1 protein-coding gene is annotated in these 20579 nt (G+C 69.3%); it reads left to right on the top strand.

The features are described 5' to 3' along the window. Positions 1 to 433: 433 nt before the first annotated feature. On the top strand, positions 434 to 20251 hold the full coding sequence (locus tag KYK13_RS13925; RefSeq protein WP_223644877.1) for a non-ribosomal peptide synthetase: 19818 nt from the start codon (positions 434 to 436) through the stop codon (positions 20249 to 20251). The last annotated feature ends 328 nt before the right edge of the window (positions 20252 to 20579 follow it).

Genomic DNA, 20579 nt, shown 5'->3' with positions numbered 1-20579 from the left:
ACGGTGGGTACGCTTCGCTCGGCGCTGCCTTCGATTCATGTTTCACGACGTGATCCGCACTGCTCAGGCGATGGATCGTGGATGGCCGACGCGTGGGGTCCGGCTCCTTTCGTCTTCCTCCGCGACAAAGAAGACGCGGGGAGAAGGCCTCACCCGGGAAGACATCCGGCGTCCTTCCATCCATGTACTCGGGGAACCATAACAATCCCGCAAATACCTGGATTTATTCATGTGGGCGTATCTCCACCCTCATGACAGGACCACTGTAGGCGGAATAATCTCATCCATATGAATTTACCCCACCTTCGCACTGCTCCCGGGAGAGCAGCGCAGGGTGGCAATCCGGCACCAGAAACATGCCCGGGTTCCCGTGAGCGCCTCCGGCTCAGGGGGACTCGTGCGCAGTGGCGGCCCCGAGTGCGGAGTACATGAGATGAGCCACGAGCTATCGAAGCGGATCGCGAACCTCTCACCGGAGAAGCGCGCCGAGTTGCTCAAGAAGATGGCCGCGCAGAAGGCCACCGCCGGCACTTCCGCCCAGGGCCTCATCCCGGTGCAGGACCGCTCGCGCCCCCTGCCCCTCTCCTTCGCCCAGCAGCGCCTCTGGTTCATTGACCAGCTTCAGCCCGGCACCTCGCTCTACAACGTGCCCATGGCCGTGCGCCTGGAGGGCCCGCTCGACGTGGCCCTCCTGGAGCGCGCGCTGCGCGAAGTGGTGCGCCGTCACGAGGTGCTGCGCACCACCTTCCGCGAAGATGCTTCCGGGCCCGTGCAGGTGGTGTCCCCGGAGCCGGTGCTCACCCTGGAGCGCAAGGACGTCTCGGGCTCGCCTCCGGAAGAAGCGTGGCGTCTGGCACGTGAGGCCGCCGCTCAGCCCTTCGACCTCGCGAAGGGGCCGCTGCTGCGCGCGCAACTGCTGACGTCCTCGCCGACGGAGCACCTGCTCGTCGTGGTGGTGCACCACATCGTCTCCGACGGTTGGTCCATGACGCTGCTGGTGCGCGAGGTGGCGCTCGCCTACGGCGCTCTCGCTCGGGGCCAGGCCGTGCCCCTGCCTCCGCTGGCCGTGCAGTACGCGGACTTCGCCGTCTGGCAGCGCGAGTGGCTGCAGGGCCCGCGGCTGGAGAAGCAACTTGATTACTGGAAGCGCCAGCTGGCCGGCGTGCCCTCCGCCCTGGAGCTGCCCACGGACTTCCCTCGCCCCGCCACGCGCGACGGGCGAGGCGCACGCCATGACGTGCTGCTGCCTCGCGAGTTGACAGACTCACTGAAGGCACTCGCCCAGCAGGAGGGCGCCTCCCTCTACATGGCGCTGCTGACGGGCTGGCAGGTGCTGATGGCCCGCTACTCCGGCCAGGACGACGTCACCGTCGGCTCCCCCATGGCGGGCCGCACTCGCGGCGAGGTGGAGGGCCTCATCGGCCTCTTCGTCAACGCCCAGGTGCTTCGCACTCGCGTCACGGGCAGCTCCTCCTTCCGCACCCTGCTGCGGCAGGTGCGCGAGACGGTGCTCGCCGCCCAGGAGCACCAGGAGCTCCCCATCGAGCGCCTCGTGGAGGAGTTGAAGCCCGAGCGCATCCCGGGCCGCACTCCCTTCTTCCAGGTGATGCTCACCTACCAGGCCTCCTTCCGCGCCTCCTCCTCCATCGAGGGCGTCAAGATGGAGGCACTCGAGCTCGACACCTTCGCCGCCAAGTTCGACCTCACACTCCAGGTGCTCGAGTCCGACGCCGGCCTCAAGGGCTACCTCGAGTACACGACCGACATCTTCACCCCCTCCACCGCCGCTCGCATGGCCGAGCACCTCCGCGTGCTTCTGGAAGAAGCAGTCATGCAGCCTGACGCGCAGGTCTCGTCGCTGCAGTTGCTCGCGGGAGAGGAACGCGAGCAGGTGCTGGTGGAGTGGAACGCCACGCGGGCGCCGTTCCCCGAGGCGTGCACGCACTCGCTCTTCGAGGCGCAGGTGCACCGCGCTCCCGACACCGTGGCGGCTGTCTTCGAGGGGACGCAGTTGACGTACGCGCAGCTGGACGCGCGCGCCAATCAGCTCGCCCATGCCCTGCGCCGTCGCGGCGTGGGCCCGGAGGTCCGCGTCGCACTCAGTGTCGAGCGCTCCCTCGATATCGTCATCGGCCTCCTTGGCATCCTCAAGGCCGGTGGTGCCTGGGTGCCCGTGGATCCGCTCCTGCCCCGGGAGCGCCTGTCCTTCATGCTGGAGGACAGCGCCGCGCAGGTGCTCGTCACCCAGCAGGCACTGGTGGACCGTTTCCCGGAGGCACTGCACGCCCGTGCCCTCTGCCTGGATACGGAGCGTGAGTCGCTCGCGAAGGAGCCGGCGGATGCGCCCGTGTCAGGTGTGACGCCGGCGAACCTGGCGTACCTGCTCTACACGTCGGGCAGCACGGGGACGCCCAAGGGTACGGCGGTGCAGCACCGCAGCGTCGCCAACCTCGTCACCCACGAGGCGGTGGCGTACGGCATCGGCCCGGGCAGCCGCGTGCTTCAGTTCGCCAGCCTCAGCTTCGACCTCTCGGTGGAGGAGATTTTCACCACGCTCTGCAACGGCGCCACGCTGGTGCTCGCGCCGCTGGAGAAGTTGATGCCGGGCGCCCCGCTGCCCGTGCTGCTGCGGGAGCAGGAGTTGAGTGTCGTCAGCCTCACTCCGGCCGCGCTGGCTGCGACGTCCCCTGAAGGACTGCCCAAGGTGCGCACCGTCATCTCTGGCGGTGAGGCCCTGCCCGCGGACGTCGTCGCGCGCTGGGCGCCAGGAAGGCGCCTGCTCAACACCTACGGCCCCACCGAAGCCACCGTCATCGCCACCTTCGGCGAGGTGGTGGCGGATGGGAACGTGCCGTCCATCGGCAAGCCACTGGCGAACGTGCGCGTCTACGTCCTAGACCCGCACGGGCAGCCCGTGCCCGTCGGCGTGCGTGGTGAGCTGCACATTGGCGGCGTGGGCGTGGCGCGTGGGTATGCGGGACGGCCGGGCCTCACTGCCGAGCGCTTCATCCCGGACCCATTCTCCTCTACTCCGGGCGAGCGCCTCTACCGCACGGGCGACGTGGTGCGCTGGCGTGCGGACGGCCAACTGGACTTCGTCGGCCGCATCGACGCCCAGGTGAAGGTGCGCGGCTTCCGCATCGAGCTGGGCGAAGTCGAGAACGCCCTGCGCTCCGCCCCTGCCGTGAAGGACGCCGTCGTCATCGCTCGTGAGGACTCTCCGGGTGACAAGCGCCTCGTCGCCTACGTCGTCGGGGACGCCCTCGACGTCACGGCCCTGCGCTCCCACCTCAAGCAGCACCTGCCCGAGTACATGGTGCCCGCCGCCTTCGTCTCCCTGGAGACGCTGCCTCTGACGGCCAACGGCAAGGTGGACCGCAAGGCCCTTCCTGCTCCGGACGCGAGCATGCTTCGCGCCTCGAATGCTTACGAGGCTCCCTCGACTCCGCTGGAGGAGAAGCTCGCGGCCCTCTGGAGCGAAGTGCTTCGCGTGCCCACCGTGGGCCGCACCGACAACTTCTTCGAGTTGGGAGGCCACTCGCTTCTGGCCACGCAGTTGGTGGCCCGCGTGCGCGCCGCGTTCAACGTGGAGCTGCCCCTTCGCGCCCTCTTCGAGGCTCCCACCATCGCCGTCCTTGCTGGGCGGTTGCAGCAAGCCGCCACCCGCACGCGACTGCCGCCACTGACTCGCACGCGTACGGACGGCCCTCAACCGCTCTCCTTCGCGCAGCAGCGCCTCTGGTTCCTGGACCAGTTGGCGCCGGATGACGCCTCCTACAACCTCCCCGTCGCGCTGCGCCTCATCGGGCGACTGGATGTCGAAGCCCTGCGCCGTGCGTTTGAAGCACTGGTTGCGAGGCACGAAGCGTTGCGCACCACCTTCTTCGAGGAGGAGGGCCAGCCCTTCCAACACATCCATGCTCCGGCCGCATGGGCCCTGCCTGTGGAGGACCTCTCTTCTCTTGACGAGTCCGCGCGCGAAGCGGAGACGCTGCGGCTCGCAACCCGTGAGGCCCGGCAGCCCTTCCATCTGGTCCACGGTCCGTTGTTGCGCACCGCCCTGCTGCGACTGGCCGAGGAGACCCACGTCCTCCTCGTGACGATGCACCACATCGTCTCCGACGGCTGGTCCATGGGCGTCCTCATCCGCGAACTGGCGAGCCTCTACGAATCCTTCAGCGGCGGTCGCACTCCCGCTCTTCCGCCGCTCCCAGTGCAGTACGCGGACTTTGCGCTCTGGCAGCGTCAGTGGCTCCAGGGCGAGACGCTGGAGGCCCAGCTCGGCTACTGGAAGCAGCAGCTGTCCGGTGCGCCCGCCGCCCTGGAGCTGCCCACGGACCGGCCGCGTCCTCCCGTGCAGTCCCGCCGCGGGGCCACCCTGCCCGTCCACTTCCCCTCGGAGCTGACGGACTCGCTTCGCAGCCTCGCTCAGCGCGAGGGCGCCACGCCCTTCATGCTGCTGCTCTCCGCCTTCCAGCTGCTCCTCTCCCGCTACTCCGGCCAGGACGACATCTGCGTCGGCTCCCCCATCGCCGGCCGCACCCACTCCGAGGCCGAAGGCCTCATCGGCTTCTTCGTCAACACCCTCGTCCTGCGCGCCAGGGTCGACCCGCGTGCGACGTTCCGTCAGCTGCTCTCCCAGGTGAAGGCCACCACTCTGGCCGCCTACGAGCACCAGCACGTCCCCTTCGAGAAGCTCGTCGAAGTCCTCCAGCCCTCGCGTGACTTGAGCCGCAGCCCTCTCTTCCAAGTCATGCTCGTCCTGCAGAATGCCCCCGCCGAGGCCCTGCGCGTGCCCGGCTTGGCCTTCCAGCCTCTCCCCCTCGAGGGCAACTCCTCCCGCTTCGATTTGGCACTCACCCTCTTCGAAGTCCCCCACGGCCTCTCCGGCTTCCTCGAGTACAGCTCCGACCTCTTCGACGCCTCCTCCGTCCAGCGCCTCATGGCGCACTTCCGCGTCCTCCTCTCCTCCCTCGCCGCGACGCCCGACGCCCGTGTCTCCTCGCTGGAGATTTTGAGCGCCGAGGAGCGACGCCAGCTGCTCGTCGAGTGGAATCAGACGGACGTCGTCTTCCCTCGCGACACCTGCATCCACCACGTCGTCGCGGAGCAGGCCCGTCGCGCCCCTGACGCCATCGCCGTGCGCATGGGCGAGCGCAGCGTCTCCTACGCTCACCTCGACGCCTGGGCGCATGCGCTTGCCGTCCAGTTGCATGCAGCTGGCGTCACTCGCGGCGGCCGCGTCGCCGTCCTCGCCGAGCGCTCGCCCGAGTTGGTGGCCGGCCTGCTGGCCGTCCTCAAGGTGGGCGCCGCCTACGTCCCCGTCTCTCCCGGCGTCCCGCCGGAGCGCCTCTCCTTCATGCTGGAGGACTCCGCTGCTTCCGTCCTCCTCACCCAGCAGCACCTGCGCGACTCGCTGCCCTCCCTCTCCGCTCGCGTTCTCTCGCTGGAAACGCACTTCCTTCTGGGGCCCGCTCCGCTACCGGTGGCCTCCGTGGGCCCGGAGGATTTGGCCTACGTCATCTACACCTCCGGCAGCACCGGCCGTCCCAAGGGCGTCGCCGTCCACCACCGCGCGTTGATGAATCTCGTCTCCTGGCACCAGCGCACCTATTCGCTCTCGCCCCAGGACTCCACTGCCCTCACCGCCGGCGTCGCCTTCGACGCCTCCACCTGGGAGGTGTGGCCCTCGCTCGCCTCTGGCGCCAGCCTCGTCATTCCTCCCGACGCCGTGCGTGCGGAGCCCTCTCAACTGCTGCGGTGGCTGGCCCGCGAAGCCATCACCACCTGCTTCATGCCGACGCCCCTGGCCGAGGCCGTCCTGCGCGAAGCGTGGCCTCGCCCCATCGCCCTGCGCGCCCTGCTGACGGGCGGGGACGCCCTCCACCACGGCCCTCCTCCCTCCGTGCCCGCCTCCCTCTTCAACCACTACGGGCCCACCGAAAGCACCGTCGTCGCCACCTTCTCCCCCGTCTCGCACGACGACGGCACCCGGCCTCCCATCGGCCGCCCCATCGACAACACCCGCACCTACGTCCTCGACTCGCACCTCCAGCCCGTGCCCGTGGGCGTCCCCGGCGAGCTCTTCCTCGCCAGTGAAGGCCTCGCCTGGGGCTACCTCGGCCAGCCCGCACTGAGTGCCGAGCGCTTCATCCCCAATCCCTTCTCCTCCACCCCGGGCGCCCGCCTCTACCGCACCGGCGACGTCGTGCGCTGGCGCGCCGACGGCCAGCTGGACTACCTCCAGCGCCTCGACTTCCAGGTGAAGGTGCGCGGCTTCCGCATCGAGCTGGGCGAAATCGAAGCCTCGCTGCTTTCCCACGCCTCCGTGCACGAGGCCGTCGTCCTCGCTCGTGAGGACGTCCCAGGGGACAAGCGCCTCGTCGCCTACGTCGTGGGCGAAGCCCTCGACGTCTCCGCTCTCCGCGTCCACCTCAAGCGGCACCTGCCCGAGTACATGGTGCCCGCGGCCTTCGTCCTCCTGGACGCGCTCCCCCTCAATGCCAACGGCAAGGTGGACCGCAAGGCCCTGCCCGCGCCGCAGGGCTCAGCATCCGCCTCCAGCTTCGTCGCGCCGGGAACCGTCACCGAAGAGCAGCTCGCGGCCCTCTTCACGCAGGTGCTCCGCGTGGAGCGCGTGGGCATCCACGACGACTTCTTCTCGCTCGGCGGCCACTCCCTGCTGGCCACCCAGCTCATGGCCCGCGTTCGCGCAACCTTCCGGCGCGAGTTGCCCGTGCGTGCGCTGTTCGAGGCCCCCACCGTGGCCGGCCTTGCCCAGCGCATCGACACCGCGCAGACCTCCGCGGTGCAAGCACCGCCGAGCATCCCCCGGGTGCGTGCCACCACAGCGCCCCTGTCCTTCGCCCAGCAACGTCTCTGGTTCCTGGATCAGCTCACGCCGGGAGATGCGTCGTACAACATCTCCAGTGCACTGAGCTTGAAGGGGCACGTGGACGTGGAGTCCCTGCGCCGGGCCTTCGAGGCACTCGTCACCCGCCATGAAGCCCTGCGCACCACGTTCCGCGAGCATCAGGGACAGGCCCTCCAGTCCATCCACCCGGCTAGTGCCTGGAGCCTGCCTCTGCGGGACCTGTCCACGCTGCCCGAAGCGCGGCGCGAAGCCGAAGCACGGCGCCTCGTCACCGAGGACGCCCGTCGGCCGTTCGATCTGGAAGCCGGTCCGCTCCTGCGCACAGCGCTCGTGCGGTTGGGCTCGGAAGAACACCTGCTGCTGGTGACGATGCACCACATCGTCTCCGACGGCTGGTCCATGGGTGTGCTCGTCCGTGAGCTGGTGGCCTTCTACGAGGCATTCCACGCGGGCCAGAGCCCATCGCTCGCCCCCCTGCCCATGCAGTACGCGGACTTCGCGGCCTGGCAGCGTCAGTGGCTCCAGGGAGAGGCCCTGGATGCGCTGCTCGGGTACTGGAAGGAGAAGCTCGCGGGTGCTCCCGCCGCGCTGGAGCTGCCCACCGACAGGCCTCGCCCTCCCGTGCAATCGCACCGGGGGGCCAAGGTGGACATGCGCATTCCCGCGAGTGTCGCCCATGCGCTCAAGGTCCTGGCGGGACGCGAGGGGGCCACGCCCTTCATGGTGCTGCTCGCGGCCTTCCAGGTGCTGCTGTCGCGCTACGCCGCGCAGGACGACGTCAGCGTGGGCACGCCCATCGCAGGCCGTACGCAGGCGGAGACGGAAGGGCTCATCGGATTCTTCATCAACACGCTGGTCCTCCGGGCGCAGGTGGATCCGCGAGCGACGTTCCGCGAACTGCTCGCGCAGGTGCGCGGCACGACGCTGACGGCCTACGAGCACCAGCACGTGCCGTTCGAGAAGCTGGTCGAAGCGCTCCAGCCCGTGCGGGACTCAAGCCGCAGCCCGCTCTTCCAGGTGATGTTCGCCCTGCAGAATACCCCCACCGAGACGCTCCAGCTCCCGGGGCTCTCGCTGCGGCCACTGCCCCTGGAGGCCCACTTCGCGAAGTTCGACCTCACGCTCTCCCTGCAGGAGGTCCAGGAGGAGCTGGTCGGCACGCTGGAGTACGCGACGGACCTGTTCGACGCGGCGACCATCCAGCGCATGGCGGGGCACTTCAGTGTGCTGCTGGAGGCCATCGCCGCGAAGCCAGAAACTCGACTGAGCAACCTGCCGCTCCTCACTGAAGCAGAGCGCCAGCAACTGCTCGTCGAATGGAATCCGCCCGCCTCGCGGGTGCCGCGTGAGTCCAGCATCCCCGCGATGGTGGAGGCGCAGGTGCGCCGCACGCCGGATGCGGTCGCCGTCATCACGCCCGAGCGTCAGCTGACGTACCGGGAGCTGGACGCGAGGGCCAATCAGCTTGCGTACCGTCTGCGTGGCCTGGGGGTCGGACCCGAAGTCCGCGTCGGCCTCTGCGTCGAACGCACTGAAGACCTTCTCATCGGTGCCCTCGGCATCCTCAAGGCCGGTGGCGCCTACGTGCCGCTGGACCCCAGCTACCCGCGTGAGCGGCTCGGCTGGCTGCTGGAGGACGCCCAGGGCCCCGCACTCGTCGCGCACTCTCATCTGCTCTCTGCGCTGCCGGAGACTGCCGCCACGCCGGTGTGCCTCGACTCGGATGTGGAGCTGGCGAAGCAGCCGACGACGGCTCCTGCGGTGGCCATCCACCCGGGCCACCTCGCCTACCTCATCTACACCTCCGGCAGTACGGGCCGCCCCAAGGGCGTCGCCATCTCCCATGGCAACGCCGTCTCCTTCCTCCACTGGGCCTTGGAGACTTTCTCTCCAGCGGAGCTGAAGGGCACCCTCGCCGCGACGAGCCTCAACTTCGACCTCTCCGTCTTCGAACTCTTCGCCCCGCTGAGCAGCGGTGGTGCGCTGGTGGTGGCGCGCAATGCCCTGCACCTGGCGGAGCTGCCCACCGCTTCGCACGTCACCCTCGTCAACACCGTGCCCTCCGCCATGGCGCAACTGCTGCGCCTCGGCGCGGTGCCGCCCTCCGTCCGCGTCGTCAACCTCGCCGGTGAAGCACTGCCGGAGACGCTCGCGAAGCAGGTCTACGCCGTCCCGACGGTGCAGAAGCTCTACAACCTCTACGGGCCTTCCGAGGACACCACCTACTCCACCGCCTCGCTCGTCGGCCGCGACGAAGTGCCTCTCATCGGTCGGCCGCTGCCTGCCACGCGTGCGTACGTGCTGGACGCTTCGCTGCAACCGGTGCCTGTCGGTGTCGCGGGCGAGTTGTACCTCGCGGGTGAAGGCCAGGCGCGTGGCTACCTGCTGCGCCCGGAACTCACCGCGGAGCGCTTCGTCCCCGAGCCCTTCGGTCCTCCGGGCGGCCGCATGTACCGCACGGGTGACCGCGTCCGTTACCGCCCCGACGGGCGCCTGGAGTACCTCGGCCGCATCGACTTCCAGGTGAAGGTGCGCGGCTTCCGCATCGAGCTGGGCGAAATCGAAGCAGCGCTCCGCCGTGCTCCGGGCCTCAAGGATGCGGTCGTCGTCGCCAAGGGCGAAGCCGCCGACAAGCGCCTCATCGCCTACGTCACCGCTCGCGAAGGCCACACGCTCGACCCCGAGGCCCTCAAGGTCCATCTCCGGCGGCAGCTGCCGGAGTACATGGTCCCCTCCGCGCTCCTCGTCCTCGACGCCCTGCCCCTCAACTCCAACGGCAAGGTGGACAGAAAGGCCCTCCCGGACCCTGGGAACCTCGCGCGCTCGTCCGACTTCATCGCGCCACGGACCGACACCGAGGAACAGTTGGCCGCGCTCTTCGCGGAAGTGCTGCGGGTGGAGCGGGTCGGTATCCGGGACGACTTCTTCGCGCTGGGCGGCCACTCCCTGTTGGCCACCCAGCTCGTCTCCCGCGTGCGAGCCGCCCTCGGCGTGGAGCTGCCGCTCCGGGGGTTCTTCGAGGCACCCACGGTGGAGGCACTCGCGACGAGGCTCCACAGCGCGCAGCGCTCCGAACATCGCCTGCCTCCGCTGCATCCCACTTCGCATGCGGACGCCCTGCCGCTGTCATTCGCGCAGCAGCGGCTCTGGTTCCTGGATCAGCTCACGCCGGGGGACGCGTCGTACAACATCCCCACGGCGCTGCGGCTGACGGGCCAGGTGGACGTGGAATCCCTGCGCCGCGCCTTCGAGGCCCTGGTCGTCCGCCACGAGTCCCTGCGCACCATCTTCCAGGAACATGAGGGCCAGGCCACGCAGCACGTCCACGCGCCGGGCTCATGGACCCTGCCGCTCATCGACGTCTCCGCCCTGCCGGAGACGCAGCGCGAAGCCGAAGCACGGCGCCTCGTCACCGAGGACGCCCGTCAACCGTTCCACCTGGAGCGCGGACCGCTCCTGCGCACGTCCCTCGTCCGGCTGGGCGAGGAGGACCACCTGCTGCTGGTGACGATGCACCACATCGTCTCCGACGGCTGGTCCATGGGCGTACTCGTGCGCGAGCTCGTGGCGTTCTACGCGGCCTTTCACGACGGCAAGGAGCCGGACCTTACGCCGCTGCCCGTGCAGTACGCGGACTTCGCGGCGTGGCAACGGAACTGGCTCCAGGGCGAGGTGCTGGACGCGCAGCTGGGCTACTGGAAGCACCAGCTCTCGGGAGCGCCCGCCGCGCTGGAGCTGCTGACGGATCATCCGCGTCCGTCCATCCAATCCCACGCGGGCGCGGCCCTCTCCGTCCAGCTTCCGCCCGAGACCTCCCAGCTCCTCCAGGCGCTGGCCCGGCGTGAGGGCGCGACGCCCTTCATGGTGCTGCTCGCGGGCTTCCAGCTCCTCCTGTCGCGCTACACCGGACAGGATGACATCAGCGTGGGCACGCCCATCGCGGGCCGCACGCAGGCGGAGACCGAAGGCCTCATCGGCTTCTTCGTCAACACCCTGGTCCTGCGCGCCCACGTCGCGCCGAAGGCGACCTTCCGCGAGTTCCTGGCCCAGGTGCGCGCCACGACGCTCGCGGCCTACGAGCACCAGCATGTGCCCTTCGAGAAGCTGGTGGAGGTCCTCCAGCCCGTGCGGGACACGAGCCGCAGCCCCCTCTTCCAGGTGATGTTCGCCCTGCAGAACGCGCCCACCGGAGACCTGCGGGTCCCCGGGCTCAGCTTCCAGCGAGTGGCCGCGGAGGCACGCTCCGCCAAGTTCGACCTCACCCTGACTTTGCAGGACTCGCCGCAAGGGTTCACCGGCTGGCTGGAGTACAGCACCGCTCTCTTCGAGCAACCCACCATGGAGCGGCTGGCGGGCCATCTGCGCACGCTGCTGGAGGCCGTGGCCGCGAAGCCCGACGAAGTCCTGTCCGAACTGCCGCTGCTCTCTCCCGAGGAACGTCAGCGCATCCTCGTGGACTGGAACGACACCACCGTCGCCAGCCCCATGGACGTCCCCGTCCACGTCCACTTCTCCCAGCAGGCCCGCCGTACGCCCGACGCGGTGGCACTGGTGCTGGGGGATGCGACGCTGACGTATGGGCAGCTCGAGGTCCGCGCCAACCAGCTCGCCCATCACCTGCGCGCGCTGGGCATCGTGCCTGGCGCACGCGTCGGTCTCGCCGTCGAGCGTTCCTTCGAGATGGTGACGGCCCTGCTCGCCATCCTCAAGGCGGGCGCGGCCTTCGTCCCCGTGGATCGCAACGCTCCCGTGGAGCGCATCGCGATGCTGCTGGAGGACGCGGAGGTTGGCGTGGTGCTCACGCATCAGCCCTTCGCCTCCAGGCTGCCAGCGTCTGGCACCCGCGTCTGGCTGGACGCTCCGTCCACGGACATCGCCACGCGGCCCACGCACGCGCCGGACGTCTTCGTGGACGGGGAAGCCCTGGCCTACGTCATGTTCACCTCGGGCTCCACCGGCCGCCCGAAGGGTGTCTGCGTGCCGCACCGGGGCATCACCCGCCTGGTGCTCGGCAGCACCTTCATGCGCTTCGGGCCGGATGAGGTCTGGCTGCAGATCGCGCCCATCGCCTTTGATGCGTCCACCCTGGAGCTCTGGGGAGCGCTGCTGCACGGCGCGAGGCTCGTCCTCGCCCCGCCCCATGCGCTCTCCCTGGAGGAGCTGGCGGAACAACTGCGGAGTCACCGTGTGAGCGCGACGTTCCTCACGACCGCGCTGTTCGAGCAGATGGCCCTGCACCAGGGCGAGGCGCTCGCGGGCGTGAGCCAGCTGCTCGCCGGCGGAGACGTGATGCCCTGGTCGCGCCTGCGCGATCACCTGCCCCGTCTCGCCGAGGGGTCGACGCTGATCCACGCCTACGGCCCGACGGAGAACACCACCTTCTCCACCACGCTGCCGCTGCACCGCGACACCCGCGTGGAAGGCCCGGTCTCCATCGGAGGCCCCATCCCGAACGCCACGGCCTATGTGTTCGATGCCCACCTCCACCCGGTGCCCGTGGGCGTCGCGGGCGAGGTGTACGTGGGAGGCCCGGGCCTCGCCTGGGGCTACCTGCACCGCCCGGAGCTGACCGCGGAGCGATTCGTCCCGCATCCGTTCGCCACCACCCCGGGCGAGCGTCTCTACCGCACGGGAGACAAGGCCCGCTGGCGGGAGGACGGCACGCTCGACTTCCTGGGTCGCGTCGACTTCCAGGTGAAGGTGCGCGGCTTCCGCATCGAGCTGGGTGAGATCGAATCCGCCCTGCGCGCCTTCCCGGGCATCAACGAAGCCATCGTCGTGGCCCGGGGCGCGGACGCGGGCAAGCGCCTCGTCGGCTACGTCACCGCGCACGAAGGCCACGCGCCGGACGTGGAGGCGCTGCGCGTTCACCTGCGGCATCGACTGCCCGAGTACATGGTGCCGGCCTCGCTCCTGGTGCTGGGAGCGCTGCCCCTCAACGCGAATGGAAAGGTGGACCGCAAGGCCCTGCCCGAACCGGGAGACGCGTCGCGCGCGGCCTCCTTCATCGCTCCGCGCACCGCCGCAGAGGAGAAGCTCGCGGCCCTCTTCGCGGAAGTCCTCCGCGTGGAGCGGGTCGGCATCCAGGACGACTTCTTCGCGCTGGGAGGCCACTCGCTCCTGGCCACGCAGCTCGTCTCGCGCGTGCGAGCCGCGTTCGGCGTCGAGTTGCCGCTGCGGGCGCTGTTCGGTGCACCCACGGTCGAAGCCCTCGCACCGCGACTGGAGGCGACGCCGTCCTCGTCGCTGCGTGCTCCGCCGCTGCGGCCCGTGTCCCGCGAAGGGGACCTGCCGCTCTCCTTCGCCCAGCAGCGACTCTGGCTGTTGGATCAGCTCCAGCCGGGGGATGCGTCGTACAACATCCCCACCGCCCTGCGGCTGACGGGCCGGGTGGACATCCATGCGTTGCGAGGCGCCTTCGAGGCGTTGATGGCCCGCCACGAATCCCTGCGCACCACGCTCGCCGCGGCCCACGAGGCGCCATCACAGCGCGTCCTGGCCTCCGCGGCGTGGGAGCTGCCCGTCGTCGACCTGAGCACGCTGCCTCAGGCACAGCGCGAGGAAGAAGCCCTGCGCCGGGTGACCGAGGAGGCTCGCCGTCCGTTCCAACTCGCAACGGGACCGCTGCTGCGCGGACTGCTGGTGCGTCTGGGGGCGGAGGAGCACCTGCTGCTGGTGACGATGCACCACATCGTCTCCGACGGTTGGTCCATGGGCATCCTCGTGCGCGAGGTGGCGGCCATCTACGAAACCCTGAGCACGGGCGGTACGCCGATGCTCGCGCCGCTGCCGGTGCAGTACGCGGACTTCGCGGCGTGGCAGCGGGAGTGGCTCCAGGGAGAGGTACTGGATGCGCAGCTGGCCTGGTGGAAGCAGCAGCTCTCCGGTGCTCCGGCGGCCTTGGAGCTGCCGACGGACCGCCCGCGTCCACCCGTGCAGTCGCACCGCGGAGCCACGGTGGAGGTGAGGATTCCTGGCCCCCTCGTGGACGCCCTGAAGACCCTGGCCCAGCGCGAAGGCGCCACCCCGTTCATGGTGCTGCTCGCGGCGTTCCAGGTGCTGCTGTCGCGCTACTCCGCGCAGGACGACATCAGCGTGGGCTCCCCCATCGCGGGCCGCACGCAGGCGGAGACCGAAGGCCTCATCGGCTTCTTCGTCAACACGCTGGTCCTCCGGGCACAGATGGATCCGCGCGCGACCTTCCGGGAGCTGCTGGCCCAGGTGCGCGGCACGACGCTCGCGGCCTATGAGCATCAGCACCTGCCGTTCGAGAAGCTCGTTGAAGCCCTGCAACCCACCCGCGACCTGAGCCGCAATCCGTTGTTCCAGGCGATGTTCGTCCTGCAGAACATGCCAGCGGAGGCGCTGCGCCTGCCGGGGTTGTCCCTGCAGACACTTCCGCTGGAGACCCGCTTCGCGAAGTTCGATCTCTCCCTGGGATTGCGGGAAGCCCCCACGGGCCTGATGGGCACGCTGGAGTACGCGACGGACCTGTTCGACGGTGCGACCATCCAGCGCATGGCGGGACACTTCAGCGTGCTGCTGGAGGCCATCGCCGCGAAGCCCGAGACGAGACTGGGTGAGCTGCCGCTGCTGACGCAGGCAGAGCGCCAGCAGTTGCTCGTCGAGTGGAATCCGAAGTCGTCACACGCGATTCGCGAGCCCAGCATCCCCGCGATGGTGGAGGCCCAGGTGCGCCGCACGCCGGATGCGGTCGCCGTCATCACGCCCGAGCGTCAGCTGACGTACCGGGAGCTGGACGCGAAGGCCAATCAGCTTGCGCACCGTCTGCGCGGCCTGGGAGTCGGGCCCGAAGTCCGCGTCGGCCTCTGCGTCGAACGCACTGAAGACCTTCTCATCGGTGCCCTCGGCATCCTCAAGGCCGGTGGCGCCTACGTGCCGCTGGACCCCAGCTACCCGCGTGAGCGCCTGGGCTGGCTGCTGGAGGACGCCCAGGGCCCCGCACTCGTCTCGCATTCGCATCTGCTCTCAGCACTTCCTGAAACCAGCGCGATGCCCGTCTGCCTCGACTCGGATGTGGAGCTGGCGAAGCAGCCGACGACGGCTCCTGAAGTGGACATCCACCCGGGCCACCTCGCCTACCTCATCTACACCTCCGGTAGCACGGGCCGCCCCAAGGGTGTCGCCATCTCTCATGGCAACGCCGTCTCCTTCCTCCACTGGGCCTTGGAGACTTTCTCCCCGGAGGAACTGAAGGGCACCCTCGCCGCGACGAGCCTCAACTTCGACCTCTCCGTCTTCGAGCTCTTCGCGCCCCTCTCCAGTGGCGGTGCGGTGGTGGTGGCACGCAATGCGCTTCACCTGGCGGAGCTGCCCACCGCTTTGCACGTCACCCTCGTCAACACCGTGCCCTCCGCCATGGCGCAACTCCTACGCCTCGGCGCGGTGCCGCCCTCCGTCCGCGTCGTCAACCTCGCCGGTGAAGCCCTGCCGGAGACGCTCGCGAAGCAGGTCTACGCCGTCCCGACGGTGCAGAAGCTCTACAACCTCTACGGGCCTTCCGAAGACACCACCTACTCCACCGCCTCTCTCGTGGGCCGCGACGAAGTGCCTCTCATCGGTCGGCCGTTGCCCGCCACGCGGGCGTACGTGCTGGACGCTTCGCTGCAACCGGTGCCTGTCGGTGTCGCGGGCGAGTTGTATCTCGCGGGTGAGGGCCAGGCGCGTGGCTACCTGCTGCGCCCGGAACTCACCGCGGAGCGCTTCGTCCCCGAGCCCTTCGGTCCTCCGGGCGGCCGCATGTACCGCACGGGTGACCGCGTCCGTTACCGCCCCGACGGGCGCCTGGAGTACCTCGGTCGCATCGACTTCCAGGTGAAGGTGCGCGGCTTCCGCATCGAGCTGGGCGAAATCGAAGCAGCGCTCCGCCGTGCTCCGGGCCTCAAGGATGCGGTCGTCGTCGCCAAGGGCGAAGCCGCCGACAAGCGCCTCGTCGCCTACGTCACGCCCAAGGCGGAGGCTTCGCTGGAGGTGGAAGCCCTCAAGGCCCACCTGCGCCAGGGACTCCCTGAGTACATGGTGCCCGGCACCTTCGTGGTGCTGGAAGCCCTGCCCCTCAACTCCAACGGCAAGGTGGACCGCAAGGCCCTCCCGGAGCCCGAGGCGCCTCAGTCCGGCAGTACCTACGAAGCGCCTCGCACGGAAACCGAAGCGAAGCTGGCCTCCATCTGGGCGGAAGTCCTCCGCTTGCCCCAGGTGGGCGTGAAGGACTCCTTCTTCGAGCTGGGTGGACACTCCCTCCTGGCCACCCAGGTGGTGTCGCGCGTGCGCGCGGAACTGGGCGTGGAACTCCCCCTGCGCGCCCTCTTCGAATCCCCCACCGTGGAGGCACTGGCCGGACGGCTGCACGGAAGCGCAAGCACCCATGCGCCGAACCTCACCCGCGTCTCGCATGACGGCCCGGTGCCCCTGTCCTTCACACAGCAGCGGCTGTGGCTCTTGGATCAGCTCCAGCCCGGAGATGCCTCCTACAACATTCCCACCGCGCTCCAGCTCACCGGACACCTGGACATGGAGGCCCTGCGTCGCGCGTTCGAGGCACTGGTCGCCCGCCACGAATCCCTGCGCACGACCTTCCACGAGCATCAGGGTCAACCCATGCAGCGGATCCAGGCTCCCGCGGGATGGTCGCTGCCGCTCATGGACCTCGCATCCCTGCCCGAGGTCCGGCGCGAGGAGGAGGCCCGAAAGCTGGCCAACGACGAAGCCCGGCGTCCCTTCGGCCTGTCCACGGGCCCGCTGCTGCGCAGCACGCTGATCCGGCTGGGCGAGGACTCGCACCTGTTGCTGGTGACGATGCACCACATCGTCTCCGACGGCTGGTCCATGGGCGTGCTCGTGCGCGAACTGGTGGCGCTCTACGCGGCCTTCAGTACCGGTCAGACTCCGAAGCTCGCCCCGCTGCCGGTGCAGTACACGGACTTCGCGGCATGGCAACGAGACTGGCTCCAGGGCGAGACGCTGGACGCGCAACTGGACTACTGGAAACAGCAGCTCGCGGGGGCGCCCGCCGCGCTGGAGTTGCCGACGGACCGCCCGCGTCCGCCCGTGCAGTCGCACCGCGGATCCACGGTGGAGGTGCGCATCGCCTCGGACATCGCGCACGCGCTCAAGGCGCTGGCGGGACGCGAGGGGGCCACGCCCTTCATGGTGCTGCTCGCGGCCTTCCAGGTGCTGCTGTCGCGCTACTCCGCGCAGGATGACGTGAGCGTGGGCTCCCCCATCGCGGGCCGCACCCAGGCGGAGACCGAAGGCCTCATCGGCTTCTTCGTCAACACGCTGGTCCTCCGGACACAGATGGATCCGCGCGCGACCTTCCGGGAGCTGCTGGCCCAGGTACGCGGTACGACCTTCGCGGCGTACGAGCATCAGCACCTGCCATTCGAGAAGCTCGTCGAAGCCATACAGCCCACGCGAGACCTGAGCCGCAGCCCACTCTTCCAGGCGATGTTCGTCCTGCAGAACACGCCGACGGAGACGCTTCGTCTGCCGGGGCTGTCGTTCCAGGCCCTGCCGCTGGAGAGCCACTTCGCCAAGTTCGATCTGTCACTGGCCCTGCAGGAGGTTCAATCGGGCCTGGTCGGCACGCTGGAGTACGCGACGGACCTGTTCGACGGTGCGACCATCCAGCGCATGGCGGGGCACTTCAGCGTGCTGCTGGAGGCCATCGCCGCGAAGCCCGAGACGAGACTGGGTGAGCTGCCGCTGCTGACGCAGGCAGAGCGCCAGCAGTTGCTCGTCGAGTGGAATCCGAAGTCGTCACACGCGATTCGCGAGCCCAGCATCCCCGCGATGGTGGAGGCCCAGGTGCGCCGCACGCCGGACGCGGTCGCCGTCATCACGCCCGAGCGTCAGTTGACGTACCGGGAGCTGGACGCGAAGGCCAATCAGCTCGCTCACCGTCTGCGTGGCCTGGGAGTCGGGCCCGAAGTCCGCGTCGGCCTCTGCGTCGAACGCACCGAGGACCTCCTCGTCGGCGCTCTCGGCATCCTCAAGGCCGGTGGTGCCTACGTGCCGCTGGACCCCAGCTACCCGCGTGAGCGGCTCGGCTGGCTGCTGGAGGACGCCCAGGGCCCCGCACTCGTCGCGCACTCGCATCTGCTCTCTGCGCTGCCGGAGACTGCCGCCACGCCGGTGTGCCTCGACTCGGATGTGGAGTTGGCGAAGCAGCCGACGACGACTCCTGCGGTAGACATCCACCCGGGCCACCTCGCCTACCTCATCTACACCTCCGGCAGTACGGGCCGCCCCAAGGGCGTCGCCATCTCCCATGGCAACGCCGTCTCCTTCCTCCACTGGGCCCTGGAGACTTTCTCCCCGGAGGAGCTGAAGGGCACCCTCGCCGCGACGAGCCTCAACTTCGACCTCTCCGTCTTTGAACTCTTCGCCCCGCTGAGCAGCGGTGGTGCGGTGGTGGTGGCGCGCAATGCCCTGCACCTGGCGGAGCTGCCCACCGCTTCGCACGTCACCCTCATCAACACCGTGCCCTCCGCCATGGCGCAACTGCTGCGCCTCGGTGCGGCCCCTTCGAGTGTGCGCGTCGTCAACCTCGCCGGTGAAGCCCTGCCGGAGACGCTCGCGAAGCAGGTCTACGCCGTCCCCACCATCGAGAAGCTCTACAACCTCTACGGGCCTTCCGAAGACACCACCTACTCCACCGCCTCGCTCGTGAGCCGTGACGAAGTGCCTCTCATCGGTCGGCCGTTGCCCGCCACGCGGGCGTACGTGCTGGACGCTTCGCTGCAACCGGTGCCTGTCGGTGTGGCCGGTGAGCTGTACCTCGCGGGTGAAGGCCAGGCGCGTGGCTACCTGCTGCGCCCGGACCTCACCGCGGAGCGCTTCGTCCCCGAGCCCTTCGGTCCTCCGGGCGGCCGCATGTACCGCACGGGTGACCGCGTCCGTTACCGCCCCGACGGGCGCCTGGAGTACCTCGGCCGCATCGACTTCCAGGTGAAGGTGCGCGGCTTCCGCATCGAGCTGGGTGAAATCGAAGCAGCGCTCCGTCGCGCTCCGGGCCTCAAGGACGCAGTCGTCGTCGCCAAGGGCGAGGCCGCCGACAAGCGCCTCGTCGCCTACGTCACTGCTCGCGAAGGCCACACGCTCGACCCCGAGGCCCTCAAGGTCCATCTCCGGCGGCAGCTGCCGGAGTACATGGTCCCCTCCGCGCTCCTCGTCCTCGACGCCCTGCCCCTCAACTCCAACGGCAAGGTGGACAGAAAGGCCCTGCCCGAGCCCAACGCCCACGCCACTGAGGCCCGGGACTTCGTCGCTCCCCGCGATGCGCTCGAAATGCAGCTCGCCCGCATCTGGGAGGACGTCCTTGGCGTCCTCGCCGTCGGCGTCCGCTCCAGCTTCTTCGAGCTGGGTGGCCACTCCCTGCTCGCCGTTCGCATGGTCGCCTCCATCCGCGAGCAGCTCGGCCTCAGTCTTCCCCTCTCCGTCCTCTTCCAGCAGCCCACCATCGAGCAGCTCGCCCAGGTGCTGCGCGACGACTCCCAGGCCTGGACGCCCCTCGTCCCGCTGGAGCGTGGTGAGCCTGGAAACCGGCCCCTCTTCCTCGTCCACCCCGGTGGCGGCAACGTCCTCGCCTACTCGGAGCTGGCGCGCCGCCTGGGCCCCTCCCTCCCCGTCTACGGCCTCCAGTCCCGCGGCCTCGACGGACGACCCGTCGTCGAGTCCATTGAGGAGATGGCCTCCCTCTACCTCGAAGCCGTGCGCACCGTGCGGCCTCACGGCCCCTACCAACTGGGGGGCTGGTCCCTCGGAGGTGTCATCGCCTACGAGATGGCTCGCCGCCTGCGCGAGGCTGGCGAAGCCGTCGACGTCCTCGCCCTCATCGACGCCCACGTGCCCGGCCTCACACAGACCTCCGAAACGGAGCCGCCCTTCTCATCCGCGGCCCGGGTGAGGATCGCCTTCGCCCAGACCACCGCCACCGCCTTCGGCCAGGAGCTCTCCGTTTCGGCCGAAGCGCTGGCCCAGGGCGATGACGATGCGATGCTGGACCATCTGCTCCAGGAAGGACTCCGGGCGCACATCCTCGATGCGCACTCCGGCGCCGCCCAACTGCGCGCCCTCTTCCGAGTCTTCCAGGCCAACCTCCTCGCGCAGGAGAAGTACGTGCCCCGGCCCTACGACGGCACCGCCCTGCTGCTGAGCGCCAGCGAGGCTCCGGCCGGGCTTCCGAGTCACCGCGGATGGGAACCCCTGGTCCGAGGCGGTCTGGAGGTGCACGTCGTCTCGGGCAGGCACCATGAGCTGCTGCAGGACCCGCAGCTCGGTCCCATCGTGGAGAGGCTGCGGCTGATCCTCGCCCGTGAGCCAGGCAGCGAGCCGAGCCTCCCTACAGGAAGCTGAATCCCGTCCTTCTTGTCCCCGGACATGCGGGCGCGGGGATTCCTCGCCAGGAAGCCCCGCGCACCGCACCAATCACCCACCGGGTTTCCTGGTAGTCCCAACTCGCCAGGGTCTCACATGAGATCCGGCTTTTTGGGTCGTGCGGGCACTCCAACGTCAGAGCCCCCTCCTATGGTGAGGGCTGTAAACGCGGGGATTTATTCATCCCCGGGTTGCGCTCCAGGAGCGTCGAGCCGCCCTCATGACACGTCTTGTCGTTAGCGAATAATGTAACCACCGCGAATATGCCCACCGCCGCGCTTCCCCCGTGAGAGCGGCCCAGATCGGC

Origin of the sequence: Corallococcus sp. EGB (genome assembly GCF_019968905.1) — a bacterium.
Classification (GTDB): Bacteria; Myxococcota; Myxococcia; order Myxococcales; family Myxococcaceae; genus Corallococcus.
This window is presented reverse-complemented; position numbering and strand designations above follow the sequence as displayed.